Here is a 22,792-nt window from a genome sequence, read left to right as displayed (position 1 = left end):
TGCCGGCAGCCGAGTATCGGTGGCGGCAGGCATGCCCCGTCGAAGGGAATCACCATGAAGACGCTCGTCGTCTACGCCCACCCCGAACCGCGTTCGCTCAACGGCGCGCTGAAAGACCTGGCGGTGTCGACGCTGGAAGCCGCCGGGCATGAGGTGCGGGTGAGCGACCTGTACGCGATGAACTGGAAGGCGGTGGTCGACGCGGCCGACTTCGGCGGGTACGCCACCGAGCCGCTACGGGTGATTCCCAGCTCAGGTGGGGCGTACGACGCGGGCGCGCTCACTGCCGACGTGCGGGCCGAACAGGAGAAGCTGCTGTGGGCCGACACCGTGATCCTCCAGTTCCCGTTGTGGTGGTACACGATGCCGGCCATTCTCAAAGGCTGGGTGGACCGCGTCTTCTCGTTCCACTTCGCCTACGGCGTCGGAGTGCACGACGACACCCGTTACGGCGAGCGGTTCGGTGAGGGGACACTGCTGGGACGTCGGGCGATGCTGTCGGTGACCGTCGGGGGCCCGCAGTCGCACTACAGCGACCGTGGGATCAACGGCCCGATCGAGGATCTGTTGTTCCCGATCCACCACGGGATCCTGTACTACCCGGGCCTCCAGGTGCTGCCGCCGTTCGTGGTGCACGGCGCCGACCGGATGATCGGCGGCGACTTCGAGATCGTGGCGAAGGCGTGGACGGATCGGTTGCTGACGCTGGAGTCGACCGAGCCGATCGCGTTCCGTCGCCAGAATCACGGCGACTACGAGATCCCGTCACTGCGCCTGAAAGCGGGTCTGGAGGTGCCGGGCAGTCAGGGGTTCCACCTGCACGTAAGAGGCTGACGGCCCGCACGGGTCAGAGTCGCGTGCTCGTCGGCCACGTCCATACGCCAGAACCGATCGCCGACGCACGATGTGCCGTTGCCTTGAAGCTAGGAACCCGTGCCAGAACCCTTCGGATCCACCGATGGGGGATGCGGGACAGGGCTGATCGGGACGGGACTGGAATCCACCGGCGGTGGGGAGGGGACAGGGCTGATCGGGACGGGACTGGGGTCCACCGACGGCGGTATAGGGACAGGGCTGATACGGACGTGGCGGGGGTCCACCGGCGGCGGAGAGGGGACGGAGCTGATCGGGACGGGACTGGGGTCCACCGACGGCCGGTCGGCGGGGGCGGACGGCGGCGGGGAATCCCGGTTCACCGCCGCCATCGCCAGCGGCGTGCCGACCATGAGGGCGGCGGCGACGCCCGCCACCCCGACCGAGACGGTGAGGGTACGACGCCTACGCGCCCGAGCGACGGCGGAATCTGCCAGATCCATGGGGACTGCCTCCTTGGCGATATCGGTGAGGGTGGATCGGATGAGGTCGTCGATCGGGGTGTTCATCGCTTCAGCTCCAGCACGAGTTCGGCACCGGGTAGTACCTCACGCAGTCGGCTGACCGCCCGGTGGGTACGGCTGCGGACGGTCCCGACCGAGCAGCCGAGCACCTCGGCTACCTGTTGTTCGGGCAGGTCCTCGTAGTACCGCAGGACCAGCACCGCGCGCTGTGCCACGGGAAGGCGCAGCAGGGCTGCCCGCATGGCCAGCCGCAGGTCGGCGTGGCCGCTGTCGTCCGGGTGTTCCCGTTCGACCGGCGAGCCGACCAGCGTCTCCCGTAATCGTCCCCGGCGTCGCCACCAACTGACCCGCTCGCGGTACATCACCGCGCGCACGTACCCCTCGGGGTCCTCGTGCCGGATCGTCGGCCATTTGACGTACGCCTTGGTCAACGCCGACTGCACCAGGTCCTCGGCGGCATGCTGGTCGCCGGTGAGCAGGTAGGCCGTCCTGATCAGGGCGGCGGTCCGGCTCTGCGCGAACTCGCCGAACTTGGCTCTCGCCTTGTCGTCCAACCGTTCAGCTCCGTTCGGTACGCCTCATTCACCACCACAGACGCACGGGACCGCGCCCACTATCCATCAGATGTCCTTCATCCTGGGTGGCGATCGCGTGCTCGCCGAGGATGTGGATCGTCGTTCGAGCGCGATTCGCGGCATGCGCCCGGCGTGGCAGCGTGGACCGGGAAGCGACGCCGCTCATGCGGCGTACTCTTCGTCACCAGCATCAGGCCCTGGGCGAGGGTCAGCGACGCACTGTCGCCACGCCTCCGGGGCGCCCTGGTGCTCTCGTCGCAGGGCGGCGGACGCCGACGAATGACAGTGCCCCCTACAATCGCCTCCGCTGAGGCTGATAGACGGGGGTCATTGATGCGGACAGCGAAGATCAGTTGGTTGGCGGCTGCTACCTCGCTCGCCCTGCTCCCGCTCGGCTGCGCGGCCCCGGGCACCCGAGCCGGCGACGTGCAGGCGACACCCCCGAGTGCGACGGCGTCGGCTGCTGTGGTGCCGGAGCCGACCGGTCCGCGGGCAGACGCACCTCCTCGCCACGGCGACAACAACCGCTGGAAGCGCCGGCACGAACTCTCCGAGGCGGACCAGCGCGCGGGGGAGAAACTCGCCGCGCGGATCCGGCCCAAGCTTGAGGCACTACGCGCGGCGGGGGACTACGCGCCGGCGTCCACCCAGCGGGCGCTGCTCGACCTGGGAATCAAGGCAGAGGCCATCGAGGTCACCGGCATGCGAGCGCCGATCGGGCAGGACGCACCCCCGCCGGGCGCGGTGTACGCGGTTCGCTTCGCGGAGGTGGGCTGTGTGATCGGGGACGTACGGGCCGAGCGGGTCATGGTCGAGGTCACCGGCGCGGCTGCCGAGTTCGGGTGCCTGGAGCCGTTCTCGCACTGACACCGGTCATCGTGTCGGGGCCGGACGGTGCCGTCGAGTACGAGGACGCCGTGCCGCGTACACGTGGAGTCCGGTGGCCGTGTTCCTCGCCCAGCGCTGAGCCGCAGCCTTCGGCAGGATGCCTGCTCTGGCTTATATAAGCGAAGGCCGGTACGGTCTGTGGTCGTGCACGCCTTCGACATCCTCGGCGACCCGGTACGCCGGCGCATTCTGGAGCTGCTCGCCGACGGCGAGCAGACCTCCGGCGCGGTCACGGACGTGATCCGGGCCGAGTTCGGGCTCTCCCAGCCGGGTGTCTCACAGCATCTGCGCGTGTTGCGGGAGAGCGGGTTCGCGTCGGTGCGAGCTGTGGGCGCTCGCCGGTTCTACGCCGTCGAGCCGGCGCCGTTGAGCGAAGTCGACGCGTGGTTGGGCCGGTTTCGCCGGTTGTGGGAGCAGCGGCTCGACGCGCTGGAAACCGAGCTGGCCCGGGGCCGGCGGGCAGCTCGGACCTCGGCTGGCGGGCAGACCTCCCGGCGGGCCGAGTCCGACGTCGGTGCGGACGAGGCAGACTCAGCAGCGAGAGGAACGGAACATGAAAGACGTACTGGATGAACTGGCCGCCGCGCGGCGGACCATGGGCAAGGGCAGCCTGCCCGCAGGTGAGGCGTACACCGTCGAGCTCCGACGGCGATACGCGGCGCAGGTCGACGACGTCTGGGACGCCATCACCAGCCCCGAGCGGCTGCACCGTTGGTTGAAGCCGGTCACCGGGGATCTGCGGCTCGGCGGGAGATACGAGTTCGACGGGGGTGAGCACGGCGAGATCCTGCGGTGCGAGCCGCCGCGTCTGCTCAGGGTGTCCTGGCTCTACGGGCCGGACGCGGACGCCTGGCCCGGCACGAGTGAGGTGGAGGTACGCCTGGCCCCGGGCCCGTCCGGCGACACCGAATTCGTGCTGGTCCACGCAGCGGTCGTCGCGGAACCCCTCTTCCCGACCTACGGCCCCGGTGCCGGTGGCGTGGGGTGGGACCTGGCTCTCCTCGCCCTTGCCCGGATGTTGACCGGTGGCGAGAGCGTCGACTATGCGGAGGTTCACACGTCACCCGAAGGGCGCGAGTTCATCCGGCGCAGCGCCGTGGCCTGGGGCGAGGCTCACCTGGCCGCCGGTGGCGACCCGGAGCACGTCGCCGCCGCGGTGCAGGCCACCACGACGTTCTACGCACCCGACCCGAGCTGACCGACCATGTCAGGATGGTGGGCGTGGCGTATGAGGCTGTCGACATCGCTGACAGGTTGTCCCGCTTTTCTGAGCACTGGTCACCGAAGGTGGTGGCCCGGCTCAACGACTACGAGGTCAAGGTCGTCAAGGTGCGCGGGGAGTTCGTCTGGCACACCCACGAGGACACCGACGAGCTGTTTCTCGTGGTGAGCGGGGAGCTGACCATCCAGCTGCGCGACGGTGACGTGCTCCTGCGTCCGGGGCAGCTGTTCGTCGTGCCTCGTGGCGTCGAGCACTGCCCGGTCGCCGACGGGGAGGTGCACGCGATCCTGATCGAGCCGGCCGGTGTGGTGAACACCGGCGATGCCGGTGGTGCGCTGACTGCCGCCTACGACGACTCGTTGCTCTGACCGTCGAGTCCTTGGCGTGGTGTGGCTAGCATCCCGAAGGTGACTCAGGACAAGGGTGCCGACGGGCGCAGCAGGCTCGCCGGTTTCGACGGCGTGATGCTCCTCGCGACGATGCTCATCCTCTTCGGGTATCTGCTCCCGTGGTTCCGGCAGTCGCCACGGCATCTGTGGTGGTACTCCGGTTGGGAGTACGCCAGCCTCAGCAGCGGTGGAGGGTGGACGCTCTGGACGTTCGCCTTCCTGCTGGTGGCGGTCGTGACCAGTCTCTGGGCCCGGACCGTCGTCGAGGCGGCGATGGCCGCGTTGGCTGCCGGGATCGGCACCCTGGTGATGGTCTTGGCGGTGGTGGCGGCCAGCTTCGGGAACATCGGGCGAGGCGGCAACCTGAACTCCGTCTCGGAACTGCCCTTCGGGTTGGGGTTGCCGCTGATGGCCGTCGGCCTGGGCCTGCTGATCGCCACCGCCTGCCGAGACATCGCCCGCGCCTGAGGGCTGTTTCCTCACCGCCGCCGGTCGGAGAGGGCCGGGTCACCTTCGCGCCACGTTCGGTGTCGCCGCCGGGCGGCGTCAGGTCCGGAACGTGCGGCGGTAGGTGTCCGGTGGTACGCCGACAGCGCGGTGGAAGTGGCGGCGCAGCGTCGTCGCGGTGCCCATGCCTGCGGCGGCGGCGATGGTGTCGATGCTGTCGTCGGTGGCTTCCAACAGCTCCTGTGCGCGGCGGATGCGCTGCGTCAGCAGCCACTGCAGCGGGGTGGTGCCGGTCGCCGCGCGGAAGTGACGAGCCAGGTGGCGGGAACTCAGGTTGGCCTGGCGGGCCAGGTCCTCCACGGTGAGGGGTCGGTCGAGTCACTGCATCACCCACGGGAGCAGGTCGGCCAGAGGATGGTCGTCCTGTGCGGGGACCGGGGTGGTGACGAACTGGGCCTGGCCCCGGCCCGGTGCGGGTGGGACGACGAGGCGGCGGGGAAGGCTAGTCGGGCCAGGTGACGCGGGGTGGGAGGGCGAGGAAGTCGGCGTAGCGGTGCAGGGCCTGCTCGACCTGTGTGCGCTGTGCCGGGTCGAGCGGGACCAGGGGTTTCACGGCCAGCGTGACCCGGGTCTTGGCCAGGGTGCGTTTCCAGGTGCCGACGACCCGGCCACCGATGACGACGGTGGCCTGGAAGACGCCGTTGCCGCCGGGGATGATGGCCTGCTTGTGGGCGGGGTCGAGCATCAGCGTGCGGTCCTTGAAGCCGAGCAGGTATTCGTCGAAGCCGGGCAGGGTCAGCACGTCGCGTGTGGGTGTGCGGGGTGCGTCGAGCAGGGCGGGCGGCAGGATCGCTTCGGTGCCGTCGACCTGGACGGTGGTCAGGGCGTCGCCGGCAGCGGCGATGGCGCGTTTCGCGTCGGTGGCGGTCAGGCCGGTCCAGCCGGCGAAATCCTGTCGGGTGGTGGGGCCGTGGCTGCGGAAGTAGCGCAGCGCCAGGGCGGCCAGCGCCTCGTCCCGGTCGGGTCGGTGTTGGCCGGGCGCCCACTCGTCGAGCAGTGCGAAGGTCTGCTCGGTGCCGAGATTGGGGGCGATGCAGGTGACGCCGCGCTGGCTGGCGTACCAGAGGAGGTGGTATCCGCGCTGGCCGGCGCCGTCGATGCCGGCGGCGACCAGCGCGGCCACGCAGTCGGTGCGGGTCAGTCGGCCGCCGCCGGCCAGGGCGGTGCCGAGCACGTCGGCGGCGCGGTCCGCCTCTGCTTCGGTCAGGCCGAGGAACTCGCGGCGCGCTGCCGCGCCGGCCAGGGCGCGTACGCCGGTCAGCTCCAGCATCCAGCGGGCGTCGCGGGCGGGGACGAGGTGGATGGTGCCGCGCATCGGCCAGGTCCGCAGGGCCTCCCGGCGTTCCAGCGCGGCGTGCACGTCGGTCTGGGTGGCGCCGGGTAACCGTACGCCCAGTGACCACAGGCCGCTGTTGATCTCCTGGGCCTGCATGGCACCGAACCACTCGACGACCTCGGCCACGGTCTGCCCGGTGGTGGCGGGGGTGGGGCTCAGCAGGAGACTGGTCATCCGCAGGGCGAGCGCGTCGGTGCCGGTCAGCGTCGTGCCGCGAGGTGCCACTTGCGCCGCCTTCCGTCGTCGGTCGAGGGCAGCTTAGGCCCGGGCACCGACAGTCGGGTGCTTTCCGGCGGGTCAGCTGCCCTGGCGGGGCTGGGGCACGCGGACCGCTGCCATGCCGGCGGCGACGGCGGCCTCGATGCCCAGGTCGGCGTCCTCGAAGACCAGGCAGGCGTGCGGCGGTACGCCGAGCAGCTCGGCGGCGCGCAGGAACGGCTCCGGGTCGGGTTTGGGGCGGGTGTAGTCGCCGGCGCAGACCAGCACGTCGAACCGGTCGAGGATGCCGAGGGCGTCGAGGGAGGCGGTGACGGCTTCGCGGGTGCTGCCGGAGACCACGGCGAAGGGGATGCGTCCGTGCGCGTCCTGGATGTGGTGCAGCACCCCGGGGATGCCGACGGCGGTGGGCAGCAGCCGCTGGTAGTGCTCCTCGCGGCGGGCGACCACGGTCTCCACCGGCATGTTCAGGCGTTGCTGCTCATTGAGGGCGTCGACGATGTCGAGCGTCGGTCGGCCGGCCCAGGCATAGAAGAGGTCCTCGGGGAAGGCGCACTCCCACTCGTCGAGGGCCTGCCGCCAGGCGGTGTAGTGCAGCGGCATCGAGTCGACGATGGTGCCGTCGCAGTCGAACAGGTACGCCTGGAAGTCGCCGGTGGGCAGGGGCAGCATCACCGGCCCAGGTTATCCGGCGTGGCCGGGGACGCGCCGGGCGGCTCAGAGGCGCTGGTACATGACGAGCAGGTCGACGGGGCCCTGGGTGGGGTGACGGAAGCCGTCGGGGATGCGGCCGACCACGTCGAAGCCGAGTGAGCGCCACAGCGCCACCGCGCGGGTGTTGGTGGCGACCACGGCGTTGAACTGCATCGCCCGGTAGCCGTCGGTGCGGGCCAGGTCCAGCACGTACGTGCCGAGGGCCCGGCCGATTCCGCGTCCGGCGGCGGCCGGGGCGACCATGAAGCTGGCGTTGGCCACGTGGTCGCCGGGGCCGAGCTGGTTGGGGGTCAGTTTCGCCGAGGCGAGCACGGTGCCGTCGTCGTCGACGGCGACGACGGTGCGTCCGGGTGGGGGGACCAGCCACATGTCGCGGGCGCGGGTCTCGTCGACGTCGCGGGGCCAGGTGTAGGTGTCCCCGGCGGAGACGATCTCGCGCAGGAAGGGCCAGATGCCGGGCCAGTCCCCGGCGGTCGCGGTCCTGATCTGCATGCTCGCGAGCATGCCAGCCGGATTGTCGGGCCGGTCGTCGGGGGCGGTGTCAGAGCAGGCCGGCGGCCATGGCGGTGGTGACGGCGGCGGTGCGGTCGGAGACGTCGAGTTTGTTGAAGGTCCGCAGCAGGTGGGTCTTCACGGTCGCCTCGCCGATGTGCAGTTCCCGGCCGATCTCGGCGTTGGACAGCCCTCGGGCGACCAGCCGCAGCACCTGCACCTCGCGGGGTGACAGGGTGTCGCGGGCGGTGGGTCGGCGTACCTGGTGCAGCAGTCGGGTCGCCACCGAGGGGGCGAGGACGGTGCCGCCGCGTGCGGCGGTGCGGATCGCGGTGATCAGGTCGGCGCGGGAGGTGTCCTTGAGCAGGTAGCCGGCGGCGCCGGCCTCGACGGCCCGCAGGATGTCGGTGTCGGTCTCGTAGGTGGTCAGCACCACCACCCGGGTCTGTGGTCGGGTGGCGAGGATGCGGCCGGTGGCGGTGGCGCCGTCGTCGCCGGGCATCCGCAGGTCCATCAGGACCACGTCGGGGTGGTGGGCGTGGACGGCCGTGAGTGCCTCGGCGGCGTCGGCGGCCTCGCCGACGACGGTGATGTCGTCGGTGCCGGCGAGCATGCCGGCGACTCCGGCGCGGACCACCGGGTGGTCGTCCACCAGCAGCACGGTGATCATTGGTACGGCACCTCCACCCGGATCGTGGTCCCCTCGCCGGGGGCCGAGCGTACGAGGACGCTGCCGTTGACCTGTTCGACGCGGGTGCGCAGCCCGGCCAGCCCGTAGCCGCCGTCGCCGTCCGGGTACGCCCCGGCGGGGTCGAATCCGGCGCCGTCGTCGCCGATCTCCAGCGTGACCCGGTCGTCGTCGCCGTGCAGCAGGACGGCCACGGCGGTGGCGTCGGCGTGCCGCCGGACGTTGGTCAGCGCCTCCTGTGCCGCGCGTAGCAGCACCACCTCCACGGCGGTGCCCGGTGCCGGGCCGGCGGTCAGGTCGGCGGTGCAGGTGACCGGCACCCCGGTCTCCCGGGTGAAGCGGTCGGCCAGCCGGTCCAGTGCCTGTTCCAGCGGGGAGCCGTCGATCTGCGTCGGGGTGAGTGCGGCGACCAGGGTGCGTACGTCGAGCAGGTTCTCCCGGGCGGTCTGTCGGGCCAGGTCCAGGTGGCGGCGGGCCTGGTCCGGGTCGCGGTCCAGGTCGGCCTCGGCGGCCTGGACCAGCATCACCACGCTGGACAGGCCCTGGGCCACGGTGTCGTGGATGTCGGCGGCGAGTCGTTGCCGTTCGGCGGCCACCCCGGCGCGGTGGGACACCTCGGCCAGCTCGGCCCGGGTCTGTTCCAGTTGGGCGATCAGCTCGGCGCGTCGGCCGCTCTCGGCGACGGTGTGTTGGGCCCAGACGCCCAGCACGCTGACCACGAGGACGGTCATCAGGGCGATCAGCAGCGGCGCGACCACCTCGCCCAGGTCGGGCAGCCGGACGGCCAGGACGATCACGTGCACGGAGTTGAGCAGCAGCACCGCGCCGACCGCTGGTATGGCGGGCAGCACCATGAACATCTGCGGGTTGAGCACGAACAGTAGGAACGAGGCGGTGCCGCTGAGCAGGACCGCCGGCACGTAGAGCAGGATCACCCCGGTGAGGTAGAGGTAGCCGTGCCAGTCCTCGACGGAGTCGCGCATCAGTCGGCGGCCGACGCCGAGGTACCAGCCGGTCAGGGCGAGGAACAGGGCGAGGCAGCCGAGGCGGGCGGTGGGCGTACGGCTGCCGTCGGCGGCCACGGCCACGGCGACGCCGACGGCGGCGAGGGCGAAGTAGCCGTCCCAGAGCCGGAAGCGTGCGCTCCACGTGTCGGTCGGTGGAGTCATCGGGTGCGTCGACCTCGCCAGCGGAAGGTGGTCAGGCACAGCACCATTCCTCCGATGCACCAGGCGGCGAGCACGAGCGCGATCCGACCGTGCTCCCAGGAGGGTACGACCTCCTGCGGGAGGATGGTGTCGGGCAGGAACACCGAGCGGAAGCCCTGGGCCATCCATTTGAGCGGGAACAGCGAGCCGATCGTGACCAGTGGTTCGGGGAGTTGTCCGACGGGGGTGTAGAAGACGCCGGAGATGAAGGCCAGCACGAGGTAGGGCAGGTTCATCACGGCCCCGGCGCTGCGGGCCGAGCGGGCCAGGCTGCTGGCGGCGATGCCGAGCAGGGCGCAGGCGGTGGCGCCGAGCAGGAACACCCAGCCGAAGGTGAGCCAGCGGGCGGGGTCGGTGGGCAGCCGCAGGTCGAAGGCGAGTACCGCGATGGCCAGCAGCAGGATCGTCTCGCCGATGCTGACCACCAGGGCCATCAGGGTCTTGCCGACGATGTACGCCGAGGGGGGCATCGGGACGCCGCGCAGTCGGCGCAGGGTGCCGTCGTCGCGGTCGGCGGCGATGCCGGTGCCCAGGTTGACGAAGGTGGTGGAGGCGATGCCGGCGGCGATCATGCTGGGGGCGAGGTACTGGGCCGAGGTGACGTCGCTGCCCTCGTAGACGCCGTCGAAGATCGCGCCGAGCAGGGCGAGGATGACCGCCGGCATGGCGAAGGTGAACACCACGGCGTCGCGTTCCCGGAAGAAGCACCGCAGTTCGATGCCGGCGCGGTGCAGCCCGAGCCGTAGGGCGCCGGGGCGGCGGGTGGCGGCGCGGTGGGCGGTGGCGGTCACGGGGTCGCTCCGATCAGGTCCAGGTAGACGTCTTCGAGGCTGGGGCGGCTGACGGTCAGGCCGGGCACGGTGCCGCCGTGGCGGCGGGTCAGCTCGGCGACGAGGGCGGCCGGGTCGTCGGTCTCCTGCCGGCCGTGGGCCCACCGGACCACGGTGCGGGCGGTGGCGCGTCCGCCGAGGGTGGCCGGGGCACCGTCGGCGACGATCCGGCCGCCGACGATGACCGCGACGCGGTCGGCCAGTGCCTCGGCCTCGTCGAGGTAGTGGGTGCTGAACAGGATGGTGGTCTCCTCGCCGGCGAGTCGGCGGATCAGCGTCCAGAACTGGCGGCGCGCCTGCGGGTCGAAGCCGGTGGTCGGTTCGTCGAGGAAGAGCAGCCGGGGGCGGCCGAGCACGCCGAGTGCGACGTCCAGGCGGCGGCGTTGGCCGCCGGAGAGGGTACGGACCCGGGCGCCGGCCTTGTCGGTGAGACCGACCAGGGTGAGGACGTCGGCGGGGTCGCGGGGTGCGGGGTAGTAGTGGGCGAAGTGGCGTACCGCCTCGGCGACGGTCAGTTCGGTCAGGTCGTCGCTGTGCTGGGCGACGACGCCGATGCCGGCGCGCCAGTCGAGGTCGACGTGGGCCGGGTCGCGGCCGAGCACCTGCACGTCACCGGCGTCGCGGTCGCGGTGGCCCTGAAGGATGTCGATGGTGCTGGTCTTGCCGGCGCCGTTGGGTCCGAGCAGGGCCACCACCTCGCCGGTGGCGACGTCCAGGTCGACGCCGGCCACGGCGGTGGTGTCGCCGTAGGTCTTGCGTAGTCCGCGGACGCGGATGACGGGGGAGTGGGTCATGTCCTGATCGTCGGTCGACGTGGGGGTGTCGCGGGACGACCGGTGGACGGAACCGTGGTGTCCGTCGACCGGTGGACAGGGCGTCGACCGGGGGGTCGGTCGAATCCGACGAATGTTTGTTGCCGCAAGCATCGGGTAGTCGCGGAAGCTTACCGACGATCACGGCAGGAAGGACGCAGGCGATGGCGGCACAGGTCAAGGTGGCGGTGATCTACTACAGCGCGACCGGCATCACGTACCAGATGGCGCAGTCGGCCCGGGAGGCCGCCGAGCAGGCCGGTGCGGAAGTCCGGTTGCGCAAGGTGCGCGAGTTGGCCCCGGACGAGGCGATCCGGTCGAACTCGGGCTGGGAGGCGCACCGGCTGGAGACCCAGGACGTCGAGGAGGCGCAGCCGGACGACCTGAGCTGGGCCGATGTGGTGATCTTCGGTTCGCCGACCCGGTACGGTCTGGTCGCCGCGCAGCTCAAGCAGTTCATCGACACCACCGGACCGCTGTGGGCGCAGGGCGCACTGGCCGACAAGGTGTACTCGGCGTTCACCTCGACAGCCACACATCACGGTGGGCAGGAGTCGACGCTGCTGTCGCTGTTCCACGTCTTCTACCACTGGGGTGGGATCGTGGTCGCGCCCGGCTACACCGAGCCGAGCCAGTTCGTCTCCGGCAACCCGTACGGCGCGTCGCACACCAGCAACAACGGTGAGACCGCGCCGGATCATGTGGCGTTGGAGGCGACGGCGTTGACGGCCAAGCGGGCGGTGCGCATCGGTGCGGCGCTGAAGCAGGGCCTGGCCGGCTGAGTCAGGGACCGGCGGTCCGGGCAGGGGCTCTCATACCCGCCCGGACCGTCGGCCGTGAACAGCGCTACCCCGGATCGGGCCGGCTATGCCTGCCCGGTGGTGGACAACTCGCCGGCCGGTGCCGGCAGTAGCTGCGCCAGCAGCTCGGCCAGCACCGCGACCCCGTCCGGGCTGAGCACCGATTCGGGATGGAACTGCACCCCGGCGAAGCCCCGGCCGCGCAGCGCGTGCACGGCGCCGTCGACCTCGTCGCGGGTCACCTCGACCGGACCGTGGCGGCTGTCGAGGCGGTCGGTGTCGGCGTGGGCGGTGAAGGTGGCGTAGAAGCCGACCCGGCGGGGCGTGCCGGAGAGCACGACGGTGCGTTGCAGGCCCTGGTAGGGCGCGTCGCGGCGGCTCACCGGCAGTCCGAGCAGGCCGGCGAGCAGTTGGTGGCCGAGGCAGACCGCGAGGGTGGGGTGTCCGGCGTCGAGTAGTTCGGTGAGCAGGTCACGTAGCCGGTGCATCTTCGCGGTGTCGCCGGTGGGGTCGCCGGGGCCGGGGCCGACGACGACCAGGTCGTCGGCGCGGACCGGCCCGGTGGCGTGCCACGGTCGGACGGTCACCGTCAGGCCGAGGGCGCCGAGCTGGTGGGCGAGCATGCCGGTGAAGGTGTCCTCGCCGTCGACGACGAGGGCGCGGCGTCCGGCCAGGGCGGGTCGGGCCAGTGCGCCGGTCGGGCGCTGGTCGAGCCAGAAGCGGGCCAGCGGGGCGTTGCGGGCGGCCAGCGCGGCGCGTACCTCGGGATCGTCGGCCAGGCGGCGGGGTGGCTGCGGTCCGGCCTGCGGTGCCTGCGGTCCCAGGCCGAGGGCGGCGAACACCCCGGCGGCCTTGGCGTGGGTCTCGGCGACCTCGGCGGTGGGCGTGGAGTGCCGGACCAGGGTCGCCCCGACCGGGACCCGCAGCTCACCGGTGGGGGAGAGTTCGGCGGTGCGGATCAGGATCGGGGCGTCGAGGGTCTGCCGGCCGTTGTCGTCGTGACCGAGCAGCGCCAGGACTCCGGCGTAGTAGCGGCGGCCGGTGCGTTCGTGGCGGGCGATCACCCGGCAGGCGTTCTCCATCGGGCTGCCGGTCACCGTGGGGGCGAACATCGTCTCCCGCAGCACCTCGCGGACGTCCCGGCTGCCGTGTCCGGCCAGCAGGTACTCGGTGTGTGCCAGGTGCGACATCTCCTTGAGGTACGGCCCGACCACCTGACCGCCGTGTTCGGCCACCGTGGCCATCATCTTCAGTTCCTCGTCGAGGACCATGTACAGCTCCTCGGTCTCCTTGGTGTCGGCGAGGAAGCGCAGCAGGGCGGCCCGGTCGGCGGTGGCGCCGGTGTGTCGGAAGGTGCCGCTGATCGGGTTCATCATGACGAGTCCGTCGTCGACGCTGACGTGTCGTTCCGGGCTGGCGCCGACCAGCGTGCGGGTGCCGGTGTGCACCACGAACGTCCAGTACGCGCCGCGTTCGCGGTGCAGCAGCGACCGGAGGGCGGCCAGCGCGGCGGTCACCGGCGCGCCCTGCACCTGGGCGTGCAGCGTGCGGTGGATGACGAAGTTGGCGCCCTCGCCGCGTCCGATCTCCTCGGCCAGCACCCGGGCGACGACGGCGGCGTAGGCGTCGTCGGGGACGTCGAAGGCGGCGCCGGTGGTGCGGACCGGGCCCTCGGGTAACGCGTCGAGGGCGTCGGCCAGCGGTACCCGTACGTGCTGCCCGATCCGCAGGAACTCCAACGGCACGCCGTCGTCCACGCAGGCGAAACCACGCTCGGTGATCTGTCGGAACGGCACCAGCGCCAGCGTGGCCGGGCCGGGCACGTCGGTGGGCAGCGGCAGGTCGGCCAGTCGCGCGGCGGTGTCCACCGTGCCGGTGAACAGGTCGAGGTGGGGGGCGTCGGCGCGGCGTACCAGGGCGAACGGGCCCGGGTCGGTGCCGTCGGCGAGCGCGGCGAGCAGGTCGGTCAGTGGGTTCATCGGTCTCTCCTGGGTCCGGGAGCCGCCGTTGCGGCGGCCCACGGGCCGGAAACCATGACCGGCGGCCGCCTCGTCGGGCGGCCGCGTGGGTGACTACGCGTGCAGGGAGGCCGCCGGGTCGGCGGGCCACCAGCAGGACAGGCGCGTAGGCATGGGCACACCCTACGCGGGGCGCGGATCGGGGGGAAGCCGTTCGGCGGACTGGCGTGGGCGGTGACGCGCGGCGCCGACGGCAACGGGTACGTTGACCGCGATGAACATTCTCGCGCTGGACCTGGGAACCTCCTCGGTGCGGGGGCTCGTGATGGACGCCGACATCCGTCCCCTGCCGGGGGCGTTGGCGCGGCGTAAGACCGTGCTCACCGTCGACGGTGACGGCGCCGGCACCCTGGACCCTCGGCAGTACCTGGCCTGCCTCATCGAGTGCCTCGACGAGCTGCACCAGCACGGTCACCTGCGCGAGGTGGACCTGATCGCGGTCAGCGCCCAGTGGCACTCGGTGCTGCCGCTGGGCGTCGACGACGAACCACTCGGCCCGGTGCTCACCTGGCTCGACACCCGCCCCGAGCCGTCGCCGGCGCTGCACGGGCCGGTCGACGCGGTCGACTACCACCAGCGCACCGGCACCTGGTGGCACCGCTGCTACTGGTCGGTGCGGCTGCCGTGGCTGCGCGAGCAGGCCGGCACCCGGGTCAGGCGTTTCACCGGACTGGTGGAGTACGCGCTGGGACGGCTGCTCACCGACGCGCCGATGTCGATGTCGCAGGCATCCGGCACCGGGTTGCTGGACCTGGGCACGCTGGACTGGGATCCCGAGGCGTGCACGTTGGCCGGCATCCGCGGTGCGGACCTGCCCGAGCTGGCCGGCCGGGACTGGCGGGGGCGGCTGCGCGGCGAGTACGCCCGCCGCTGGCCGGACCTGGCGCAGGCGTCCTGGACGGCCCCGGTCGGCGACGGCGCCGCCTCCAACGTCGGCTCCGGCTGCATCGACGACAGCCGGGCGGCGGTGACCGTCGGCACCTCCTCGGCGGTCCGGCTGCTGCAGCGGATGCCGGCGCACGCTGCGCAGTCGCCGCTGCCGCATCGGCTGTGGCGCTACCGCGTCGACCACGACCACGTCGTCACCGGGGCGGCGTACTCCTCGGGTGGGAATCTGTTCGCCTGGGCGGACCGGGTGCTGCGGCTGCCCACCGGCCCGGCGCTGGAGCAGGCCCTGGCGGTGCTGCCGCCCGGCGCGGGCGTACCGGTCAACGTCGGTTTCGGTGGCGACCGTCCCCCCGGCGACCGGAGCGCCGGCTCCGGTGAGCTGCGCGGACTCGATTTCGGCACCACCTCCGTGCAGATCCTGGCCGGGCTGATGCACGGGGTGTGCGAGCAGGTCGTGGACGACCTGGTGCGGCTGGAGTCGATGGTCGGACGGCCCACCGACGTGGTCCTCGGTGGCGGCGCGATGGCCGCCTCGCCCTGGTGGCGCCGCACCTTCGCGCAGGTGCTCACTCCCCGTCGGGTCGACTTCGGACGTCACCCGGAGATCGGGGCCACCGGCGCGGCGCTCGTGGCGACCGGCCGGATCACCGATGCCGTGGTGGTGGCCGACATCAGCCGGACGGATGATCAAGCTCCGGCGACCCCGGCATAGGGTGGCGACCGGCGGTCTCGTCCTGAACCCTTCGTAAGGGCAGGACGTTGACACTGCTCGGGGGCCTGGTTGGATGGACCGCGCTCCCCGAGGTCACGGCGGGCGCGTGGGGAGGAGGACCCTGTGGGTGCAGCACATCAGACGCCCGAGGTGTCAGCGCATCGCCGACGGCGGTTCGACGTTCGGGTGGTGCCCCACCGGCGGCGTTCCGCGTTCCGGTTGCGGGACTGGCGGATGCGGACCAAACTCGCCGCCGTGCTGATCATTCCGTCGGTGGCGTTCCTGGTCATGGCCGGGGTGCAGGCCCAGAGCCTGGTCGGACGGGCGAGCACGCTCGGTGACTTCGCCGCGCAGGTCACCGTCGGTGAGGAGATCACCTACCTGGTGCACATGCTGCAGCAGGAACGCGACCGTACCGCCGGTGAGCTGCCCGTGCTGCGCGCCAGCGCCGACGAGGCCGGCCGCGCCGCGATGCTGGGCTCGTTGCAGCAGTACCGGGATGCCACCGACGACGCGATGCGGGCGCTGCGGGAGGTGGCCGAGCCGGTGGCCGAGGCCGACCCGGCCTGGCGCGACACCTACTCGGTGGCGTCGCAGGCGGTGCAGCAGGTCGAGTACATCCGCGGGGTGATGGCGACCGTGGTGCTCAGCGACGACACCATCCTGGGTAACTACCACCGGGCCATCGAGGGGCTGCTGGCCCTGCTCGCCCAGCCGACGCCGGGTAACGACCGCCCGGAGCTGGCCGACGCGGTGCTGCGGTACGTGCAGTTCGCCCGGGCCAAGGACTCGTCCGCGCGGGTCCGGGCGGAGGTGTACGCCGCCGCGCGGGACAGCGGCTACAGCGCCGACGGCGGGGCGCGGCTGGCCGAACTGCGGGCCCGTCAGCTGACCGCGCTGGGCGTGTTCCGGATCACCGCCACCAACGGGCAGGTGGCCCGCTACGACGAGATGACCGTGAACCCGGTCTTCGCCGCCACCGCTGAGCTGGAGGATCGGGCGATCGCCCAGATCGCGGCCGGTCGGTTGGTGCTGACCGGCGGGCAGTGGTGGGAGGCCAGCGACAACCGCCACGAGCTGCTGCGCCAGTACGAGGCCGAGGTACTGGCCGAGGCGGTGCAGCAGGCGCAGGCGGCCAGCACCACCCAGCTGCGTCAGACCCTGCTGCTGATCGGTGCGATCATCACGGTGTTGCTGGTGGCGGTGCTGATCTCGGTGCTGGTCGGCCGGTCGCTGGCCCGGTCGATCCGGCTGCTGCGCTCGCAGGCGCTACGGATCGCCCAGGTCGAGCTGCCCGAGGCGCTGGCCCGGCTGCGGTCGGTCTCCGGTGGCGTACCGCCCATCGAGGTGTCCCCGGCGGTGGTCCGCTCGCTCGACGAGATCGGTGAGCTGGCCGAGGCGTTCGTCGCCGTGCACCGCAGCGCCGTCGGCGTGGCGGTCGAGCAGGCGAACATGCGGCGCAACGTCAACGCGATGTTCGTCAACCTGGCCCGACGCAGCCAGGTGCTGGTCGAGCGGCAGTTGGAGCTGCTCGACGACCTGGAGCGGGAGGAAGGCGACCCGGACCAGCTGGAGAACCTGTTCAAGCTGGACCACCTGGCCGCCCGTATGCGCCGTAACGACGAGAGCCTGCTGGTGCTGGCCGGCACCGAGTCGACCCGGCGGTGGAACCGGCCGATCGGGCTGGGCGCGGTGCTGTTGGCGGCCAGCGCGGAGATCGAGCAGTACCAGCGGGTCCGGCACGAGGCCGTGGCCGACCTGCACGTGGTCGGACACGCCGTCGGTGAACTGGTCCACCTGCTGGCCGAGCTGCTGGAGAACGCCACCGCCTTCTCCCGCCCCGACACGGTGGTGCAGGTCATGGCCCGGTTCGAGGGGCACGGCGCGGTGATCGAGATCGCCGACCAGGGCATCGGCATGACCGAGACGGCGTTGGCCGAGGCCAACGCCGTCCTGGCGTCTCCGCCGGCCGCCGACGTGGCGGCGGTGGAGCGGATGGGTCTGTTCGTGGTCAGCCACCTGGCGGCCCGGCACGGCATCGAGGTGCGGCTGCACGGCGGTGTCGGCGGGCTGGTGGCGCGGATCCGGCTGCCCGGTGCGCTGCTGGCGGCGGCTCCGGCACCGAGCGTCGACCCGGTGTCGGCGCCGCGGATCCCCGGCGGCATGACCGCCCACCAGGGCGGACGGCCCGGTCCGGTGGAGCTGCCGGTCGCCGGCCGTCGACCGACCACCGTGCCCCGCCAGACCCATCCGGTACGCGCCGAGACCGTGCTCGCCCCGGCGGCGGCCGTCCCGGCCGGTGGCGGCGGTGGCTGGTGGTCCCGGGAGGGACCGTCGGGGGCGGTGCCGACGACGGGGGTCGGTCAACCGGCGCCGCCGACGGTGCCGGTGACCGCCGGCACCAATGCCCGGGGCCTGCCGATGCGGGTACCGATGGCGCAACTGAGTTCGGTGAGCCAGCCGGCCCGCCCGGAGCAGCAGCGGCCGGTCCGGCACGACCCCGACCCGGATGCGGTCGGCGGCATGTTGTCGAAGTTGTACAGCGGTGTGCGGCGGGCCGAGGCCGAGGAGACCATGCAGATTCCCGTGCAACCGTCCGGCGTATGGAACGAAGGGGGACCAAGGTGACCACCTTGTCGCAGCAGGCTCGGGATCTGAGCTGGCTGGTCAGCGCATTCGCGGATCGGGTGCCGGGAGTGGCACACGCGATCGTGGTGTCCTCCGACGGGCTGCTGGTGGCGATATCGGACAATCTGCCAAGGGATCACGCCGACAAGCTTTCCGCCGTCACCTCGGGTCTGATGAGCATCACCGCTGGTGCCGCGCAGATGTTCGACGGTGACGTGGTCAAGCAGACCGTCGTCGAGATGGGTCGGGGCTACTTCCTGGTGATGCAGGTCCGCGACGGGTCGATCCTGGCCACCCTCGCTGCGGCGGACGCCGACATCGGTGTGGTGGGCTACGAGATGGCACGGCTGGCCAAGCAGGCCGGGGACATGCTGACCCCGGCGTTGCGCGCCGAGTTGCAGCAGGCCCTGCCGCGCTGACCTGGGCTGGCCGGGGGATCTGCCGTCCCGGAGTGCGGTGCCCTCGGCCTACCGCAGACCGAGGGCGCCGGGGGTGCCGCGTCGGGAGGCGAGCCACCAGGCGAGGGTGGCGGCGACGGCGATGATCCCGCTGAACACGAACGGTGCCTCGATGCCGGCGCCGGTGGCAAGCGCGCCGCCGGCCAGTGCGCCCAGTGCGGTGCAGCTGTAGGTGACCATGCGGGAGGCGGCGATCACCCGGCCGAGGAGGCCGCCGGGCACGAGTCGTTGCCGGACGGACAGGGCGGCCACGTTGAGCACCGCGAACGCCGCGCTGGTGGTGACCACCACGACCACGGCGGCGGCGCGGTGGGGGGTGACGGCCAGCAGCACCGGGACGCCGGCGGTGACGGCCATCGACCAGGTGAGTACGTGTCGGTGGCGGAACCGGGCGACCAGCCGGTCGGCGGCGAACGAGCCGATCAGGCCCCCTGCGGCGCCGGTGGCCAGCAGCAGGCCGAAGCCGAACGCGCCGAGGCCGAGGGCGTCGCGGGCGTAGAGCACGAAGATCGCGAACCAGGCGGTGTCGGCGGCGGCCACGGCAGCGGTGACCAGCACCAGGGTGCGCAGCATCGGCTGGCGGATCAGCCACCGCAGGCCGGCCAGGATGCCGTCGCCCTCGGAGTTCGACGTCTCGTCGGTGGCGGGCGCGCTGGTGGCGCGGTGGGCCAGGGTCAGCGGCAGGGAGAGCATGAGCATCACGGCCAGGGCGAGGGTGGCGCCGTTGACGGCGAAGGGGATGGCCGCGCCGACGACGAACAGCATCGCGCCCACCGGGGGACCGACGAACTCGTTGCCGACGATCTCCCCGGCCACGAGTCGCCCGTTGGCCTTCTCCAGGTGGGCGTCGGCGACGAGCCGGGGTACGGCGGTCTGTGCGGCGGTGTCGCGGAGGGTCTCGCCGATGCCGAGCAGGAACGCGGCGGCGACGACCAGGGCGATGGTGGCCCAGCCCAGGGCCACTGCGGTGGCGAGGGTGGCCAGCACGACGACCCGGGCGGTGTCGGCGGCGGCGAGCAGGGTGCGGGGGCTGCGGCGGTCGGCGAGGGCGCCGGCGAGCAGCCCGGAGACGAGCCAGGGCAGGAACTGGGCGGCGGCGACGGCGGCGACGGCCAGCGGGTCGTCGGTGAGGGCTGCGGCGAGTAGCGGGAACGCGGCGACGCGGATGCCGTCACCCAGGTTGGCCAGGGCGGCGGCGCTCCAGAACGTCCAGAACGGCCGCCCTAACGGGGCGCGATCGATCATGCGGCCGACCCTAGTACAGGGCCGGCGGCGGACGTGGTCCCGCGTCGCTGCCGCAACCCCGTTCAGGGCGATCGTGTCGGTCAGGCCCGGTAGTGGGTGGCCGGGAGTCCCGCCGGGCAAAGCGGCGGCGCGCCGTGGCGGAGGGAACAGGGTGTTTGCGGACCGCAGAATAGCCTGATCGCCCGGCTGGAGGCGGCCTATGGATGGTGTCTGTGCCCTTTCGAGCTGAACCGCTTATGCCATCAGCGATGGGCGGCACGGGGGTCGACCCCGGACAGTGACCCGTCTGCGCTATCAGCTCGACAGCCCTCGCTCCACGCATCCGAAGGTACGACGGCAGCGTAGGAGAACGTCCACGCTGGTGTATTGCGCAGACCGTGGGCGGTGGATGCGCGGACGGCCTGGTCCCGGCCGGTCCCAGCGCCAGGCGGGCTGCGTGTGAGGAGGGGTCCCCTGCTATGCACGAGGCGTTAGCAGGGGACCCCTGCTTACACCTCAGAGGGCGTTGTCGGCGATGACCTGGCGGTACCAGTGGGCGCTGCGCTTGAGCACGCGGCGTTGGGTGGCGTAGTCGACGTAGATCAGGCCCCAGCGCTGGTCGTAGCCCTCGGCCCACTCGAAGTTGTCGAGCAGCGACCAGACGTGGAAGCTCTCCAGCGGCACGCCGTCGGTGACGGCGCGGTGGGCGGCGGCGAGGTGGTCGCGCAGGAAGGTGACCCGGCCGGTGTCCTCGACGGTGCCGTCGGCGGCGAGTACGTCGGGGGTGGGCAGGCCGTTCTCGGTCACGGTGAGCGGGATGGGGCCGTAGTCGCGGGTGACCCGGGTCAGGATGTCGTACATGCCGTCGGGGTAGATCTGCTGCCACTCCGCCTCGGAGGTGGGCCAGCGGCTGACGGTGCCGCCGTTGGCGGTGACGTAGATCGGGGTGTAGTACTGCACGGCGAGCAGGTCGATGGGGGAGGAGATGATCTCCAGGTCGCCGTCGCGGATGCCGCGCACCATACGGCTGTCCGGTCCGAGGCCGGCCAGGACGTCCTCGGGGTAGCTGCCCTTGAGGGCGGAGTCGAGGTAGAGGCGGTTCTCGTAGCCGTCGTAGAGGCGAGCGGCCTCGGCGGCGGCGGGGGAGTCGTCGGCGGGGTAGCAGGGGTGCAGGTTGAAGGCCGGGCCGATGCGGCCGGCGCCGCTGGTGTCGCGCAGTGCGCGGACGGCGAGGCCGTGGGCCAGCTGCAGGTGGTGGGCGACCAGGTAGGCGGCGTCGGGGTCGCGCAGGCCGGGGGCGTGGTGGCCGGAGAGGTAGCCGTTCTGCACCACGGTCTTGGGTTCGTTGATGGTCAGCCAGACCGGGACGCGGTCGCCGAGGGCGTCGAAGAGGATGGCGGCGTAGTCGGCGAAGCGCTGGGCGACGTCGCGGGACTCCCATCCGCCGGTGTTCTGCAGGGCCTGGGGCAGGTCCCAGTGGAACAGGGTGGCCATCGGGGAGATGCCCCGCTCGTGCAGGCCGTCGACGAGGCGGCGGTAGAAGTCGAGGCCGCGTTGGTTGGCGGGGCCGGTGCCGTCGGGCTGGATGCGCGGCCAGGAGATGGAGAACCGGTAGCTGCGCAGCCCCAGGTCGCGCATCAGATCGAGGTCGTCGGCGTAGCGGTGGTAGTGGTCGGCGGCGACGTCTCCGGTGTCGCCGTTGCGGATACGTCCGGGTGCGTGGCTGAAGGTGTCCCAGACCGATTCGCCGCGGCCGTCTTCCTTGACGGCGCCTTCGATCTGGTACGCGGAGGTGGCCGCGCCCCAGCCGAAGTTCTGCGGGAAGGGCAGCCGGCCGGCGGGGCTGGTCTCCGGCGCGGTGCGGTCGGTGTCGCCGGGCTGGCAGCCGGCGAGGGTCGCGGCGGCGCCGGCTGCCGTGGCGGTGCCGATGGCGGCGCCGGCGGGGGTGACGGCGGTGGCCGAGAGCGCCGCGTGGCGCAGCAGGTGGCGCCGGGTGAGTATCGACATGGAGTTCTCCTCGTGATGGTTGACCGCCTGAGCCCTCGGGAGCGCTCCCAATACAGGGTAAAGGGTGGCGGTGCCCGCCAAGAGCCGGATCGTCGCAGGTCGGGGGTGCCTTGGCGGCGGGGACGGCTGGGGGTGGGAAAGATGGCGCTGGCCGGTCGGGCGTCGGGTCGGCGGGACCGGGGTGCGCTCAGTGCCGCGGGGCGGACCGGGATGGCGCGCGCCCGGGGCGGTCGGCGGGCGTCGCACGGTCGGCGGGCGGGTCGACTGCCGTTGCGGGGCGCGCGTGTGACGCGCGTCTGACCCGTCGGCCTCTTTTCCCATCGTGAACGGGGGTTTAGTGTGGGGACGGGGGAGGGCAACCCCCGTCCCCACTGTGTTGCGGTACACGCACGGGCGGATTTGGCGTCCCAGTCGTGCGTGTCGCGCGGGAGCCGGGCCACGCGAGTGGCTTGAGGTCCACCTCCCTCCACTATGGTGGGGCGGCGGCTGACGGCGGTGTCCGGGCTGGCCCGCCGTCGGCCTCTGGTCTAGTCCCCGGCGCTGTGGGCACAGCCCCGGGTGATCTTCTTTTTGGAACCTTGTCGATGGAAGCGCTCCCATCGACGTTGCTGCGACTGTAACGCCCGTCACGGCTTTGTGAAAGCCCCAAAACGAGATCGAAACAAGCCGGTGTTTCCGGAAGTTCCTGTGCTGGATCTGGGAGCGCTTCCATGGCAGACTGTCGATCGACCGCGTGGAGCCAGATACGCGTGAGTGCAGGTTGCCGAGGGCAGCCCGGCTTGTCCGGTAACGGCGTCCTGATCGCAGCGGGGAGCAGCAGTCGTGCGACGGCGCCCCCGCCGC

At 72.0% G+C, this 22,792-nt stretch carries 21 protein-coding genes and 1 pseudogene; 10 read left to right on the top strand and 12 right to left on the bottom strand.

Going from position 1 to position 22,792, the window contains the following annotated elements:
- The first annotated feature begins 54 nt into the window (after positions 1-54).
- On the top strand, positions 55-834 hold the full coding sequence (locus HUT12_RS21500) for an NAD(P)H-dependent oxidoreductase (protein ID WP_176094523.1): 780 nt from the start codon (positions 55-57) through the stop codon (positions 832-834).
- A 544-nt stretch (positions 835-1,378) separates the two neighbouring features.
- On the opposite strand, the gene HUT12_RS21495 is transcribed toward HUT12_RS21500, so the two are convergent.
- On the bottom strand, positions 1,379-1,891 hold the full coding sequence (locus HUT12_RS21495) for a SigE family RNA polymerase sigma factor (RefSeq protein WP_131051069.1): 513 nt from the start codon (positions 1,889-1,891) through the stop codon (positions 1,379-1,381).
- Positions 1,892-2,245: 354 nt separating this feature from the next.
- Here HUT12_RS21495 and HUT12_RS21490 point away from each other — a divergent pair, with 354 nt between their 5' ends.
- The 5 genes from HUT12_RS21490 (at position 2,246) to HUT12_RS21470 (ending at position 4,879) form a co-directional block, all read left to right on the top strand.
- Entirely contained in the window at positions 2,246-2,779 is a 534-nt protein-coding gene (locus HUT12_RS21490; RefSeq protein ID WP_131051068.1) for a hypothetical protein, read from the top strand.
- Positions 2,780-2,944: 165 nt separating this feature from the next.
- Positions 2,945-3,373 carry a helix-turn-helix transcriptional regulator gene (locus tag HUT12_RS21485; protein ID WP_131051067.1) on the top strand — a complete coding sequence of 143 codons (429 nt, stop codon included), beginning with the start codon at positions 2,945-2,947 and terminating at the stop codon, positions 3,371-3,373.
- Positions 3,354-3,998 (top strand): SRPBCC domain-containing protein, encoded by a 645-nt coding sequence (locus HUT12_RS21480; RefSeq protein ID WP_217706032.1) that lies wholly within the window; start codon positions 3,354-3,356, stop codon positions 3,996-3,998. The genes HUT12_RS21485 and HUT12_RS21480 overlap by 20 nt, the downstream gene beginning before the upstream one ends.
- Before the next feature lie 23 nt (positions 3,999-4,021).
- Positions 4,022-4,390: a cupin domain-containing protein gene (locus HUT12_RS21475; protein ID WP_217706031.1), complete on the top strand. Its 369-nt coding sequence runs from the start codon at positions 4,022-4,024 to the stop codon at positions 4,388-4,390.
- A gap of 39 nt (positions 4,391-4,429) precedes the next feature.
- Positions 4,430-4,879, top strand: a complete 450-nt coding sequence (locus HUT12_RS21470) for a hypothetical protein (protein ID WP_131051065.1) — start codon at positions 4,430-4,432, stop codon at positions 4,877-4,879.
- Positions 4,880-4,957: 78 nt separating this feature from the next.
- Here HUT12_RS21470 and HUT12_RS21465 read toward each other — a convergent pair.
- The 8 genes and pseudogenes from HUT12_RS21465 to HUT12_RS21430 all read right to left on the bottom strand — a co-directional run.
- Positions 4,958-5,236, bottom strand: a pseudogene (locus HUT12_RS21465) (helix-turn-helix domain-containing protein); the annotation flags it as partial.
- Positions 5,237-5,360: 124 nt separating this feature from the next.
- On the bottom strand, positions 5,361-6,479 hold the full coding sequence (locus tag HUT12_RS21460) for a winged helix DNA-binding domain-containing protein (RefSeq protein WP_368660281.1): 1,119 nt from the start codon (positions 6,477-6,479) through the stop codon (positions 5,361-5,363).
- A 72-nt stretch (positions 6,480-6,551) separates the two neighbouring features.
- Complete coding sequence (locus HUT12_RS21455; RefSeq protein ID WP_176094521.1) at positions 6,552-7,145, bottom strand: HAD family phosphatase; 594 nt, start codon at positions 7,143-7,145, stop codon at positions 6,552-6,554.
- 42 nt (positions 7,146-7,187) lie between these two features.
- Positions 7,188-7,676: a GNAT family N-acetyltransferase gene (locus HUT12_RS21450; RefSeq protein WP_176094520.1), complete on the bottom strand. Its 489-nt coding sequence runs from the start codon at positions 7,674-7,676 to the stop codon at positions 7,188-7,190.
- A 49-nt stretch (positions 7,677-7,725) separates the two neighbouring features.
- Complete coding sequence (locus tag HUT12_RS21445; RefSeq protein ID WP_176094519.1) at positions 7,726-8,346, bottom strand: response regulator transcription factor; 621 nt, start codon at positions 8,344-8,346, stop codon at positions 7,726-7,728.
- Complete coding sequence (locus HUT12_RS21440) at positions 8,343-9,533, bottom strand: sensor histidine kinase (protein WP_254876918.1); 1,191 nt, start codon at positions 9,531-9,533, stop codon at positions 8,343-8,345. The genes HUT12_RS21445 and HUT12_RS21440 overlap by 4 nt, the downstream gene beginning before the upstream one ends.
- A complete protein-coding gene (locus tag HUT12_RS21435) occupies positions 9,530-10,363 on the bottom strand; it encodes an ABC transporter permease (protein WP_254876917.1) in 834 nt (277 codons plus the stop codon). Before HUT12_RS21435 ends, HUT12_RS21440 begins: the two co-directional genes overlap by 4 nt.
- On the bottom strand, positions 10,360-11,196 hold the full coding sequence (locus tag HUT12_RS21430) for an ABC transporter ATP-binding protein (protein ID WP_176094518.1): 837 nt from the start codon (positions 11,194-11,196) through the stop codon (positions 10,360-10,362). The genes HUT12_RS21435 and HUT12_RS21430 overlap by 4 nt, the downstream gene beginning before the upstream one ends.
- A 182-nt stretch (positions 11,197-11,378) precedes the next feature.
- Here HUT12_RS21430 and wrbA point away from each other — a divergent pair, with 182 nt between their 5' ends.
- On the top strand, positions 11,379-11,996 hold the full coding sequence (gene wrbA / locus HUT12_RS21425; protein WP_176094517.1) for an NAD(P)H:quinone oxidoreductase: 618 nt from the start codon (positions 11,379-11,381) through the stop codon (positions 11,994-11,996).
- An 83-nt stretch (positions 11,997-12,079) separates the two neighbouring features.
- On the opposite strand, the gene HUT12_RS21420 is transcribed toward wrbA, so the two are convergent.
- Positions 12,080-13,993 carry an anthranilate synthase family protein gene (locus HUT12_RS21420; protein WP_176094516.1) on the bottom strand — a complete coding sequence of 638 codons (1,914 nt, stop codon included), beginning with the start codon at positions 13,991-13,993 and terminating at the stop codon, positions 12,080-12,082.
- A 253-nt stretch (positions 13,994-14,246) separates the two neighbouring features.
- Here HUT12_RS21420 and HUT12_RS21415 point away from each other — a divergent pair, with 253 nt between their 5' ends.
- From HUT12_RS21415 to HUT12_RS21405, 3 genes are all read left to right on the top strand, one after another.
- A complete protein-coding gene (locus tag HUT12_RS21415) occupies positions 14,247-15,632 on the top strand; it encodes an FGGY family carbohydrate kinase (protein ID WP_176094515.1) in 1,386 nt (461 codons plus the stop codon).
- Between the two features lie 123 nt (positions 15,633-15,755).
- The gene (locus HUT12_RS21410) at positions 15,756-18,260 is read left to right on the top strand and encodes a nitrate- and nitrite sensing domain-containing protein (RefSeq protein WP_254876916.1); all 2,505 of its coding nucleotides are present in this window, start codon (positions 15,756-15,758) and stop codon (positions 18,258-18,260) included.
- A 5-nt stretch (positions 18,261-18,265) separates the two neighbouring features.
- Positions 18,266-18,679 (top strand): roadblock/LC7 domain-containing protein, encoded by a 414-nt coding sequence (locus HUT12_RS21405; protein ID WP_201272506.1) that lies wholly within the window; start codon positions 18,266-18,268, stop codon positions 18,677-18,679.
- A gap of 48 nt (positions 18,680-18,727) precedes the next feature.
- Here the strand turns inward: HUT12_RS21405 and HUT12_RS21400 are convergent, their stop codons facing one another.
- On the bottom strand, positions 18,728-19,963 hold the full coding sequence (locus HUT12_RS21400) for an MFS transporter (protein WP_176094514.1): 1,236 nt from the start codon (positions 19,961-19,963) through the stop codon (positions 18,728-18,730).
- 495 nt (positions 19,964-20,458) lie between these two features.
- On the bottom strand, positions 20,459-21,949 hold the full coding sequence (locus tag HUT12_RS21395) for a GH1 family beta-glucosidase (RefSeq protein WP_176094513.1): 1,491 nt from the start codon (positions 21,947-21,949) through the stop codon (positions 20,459-20,461).
- Positions 21,950-22,792 lie beyond the last annotated feature (843 nt).

It is taken from the genome of Verrucosispora sp. NA02020, from assembly GCF_013364215.1.
Classification (GTDB): domain Bacteria; phylum Actinomycetota; class Actinomycetes; order Mycobacteriales; family Micromonosporaceae; genus Micromonospora.
Note: the sequence above shows the minus strand (reverse complement) of the source record. Positions and strands in the feature narration are given on the sequence as shown.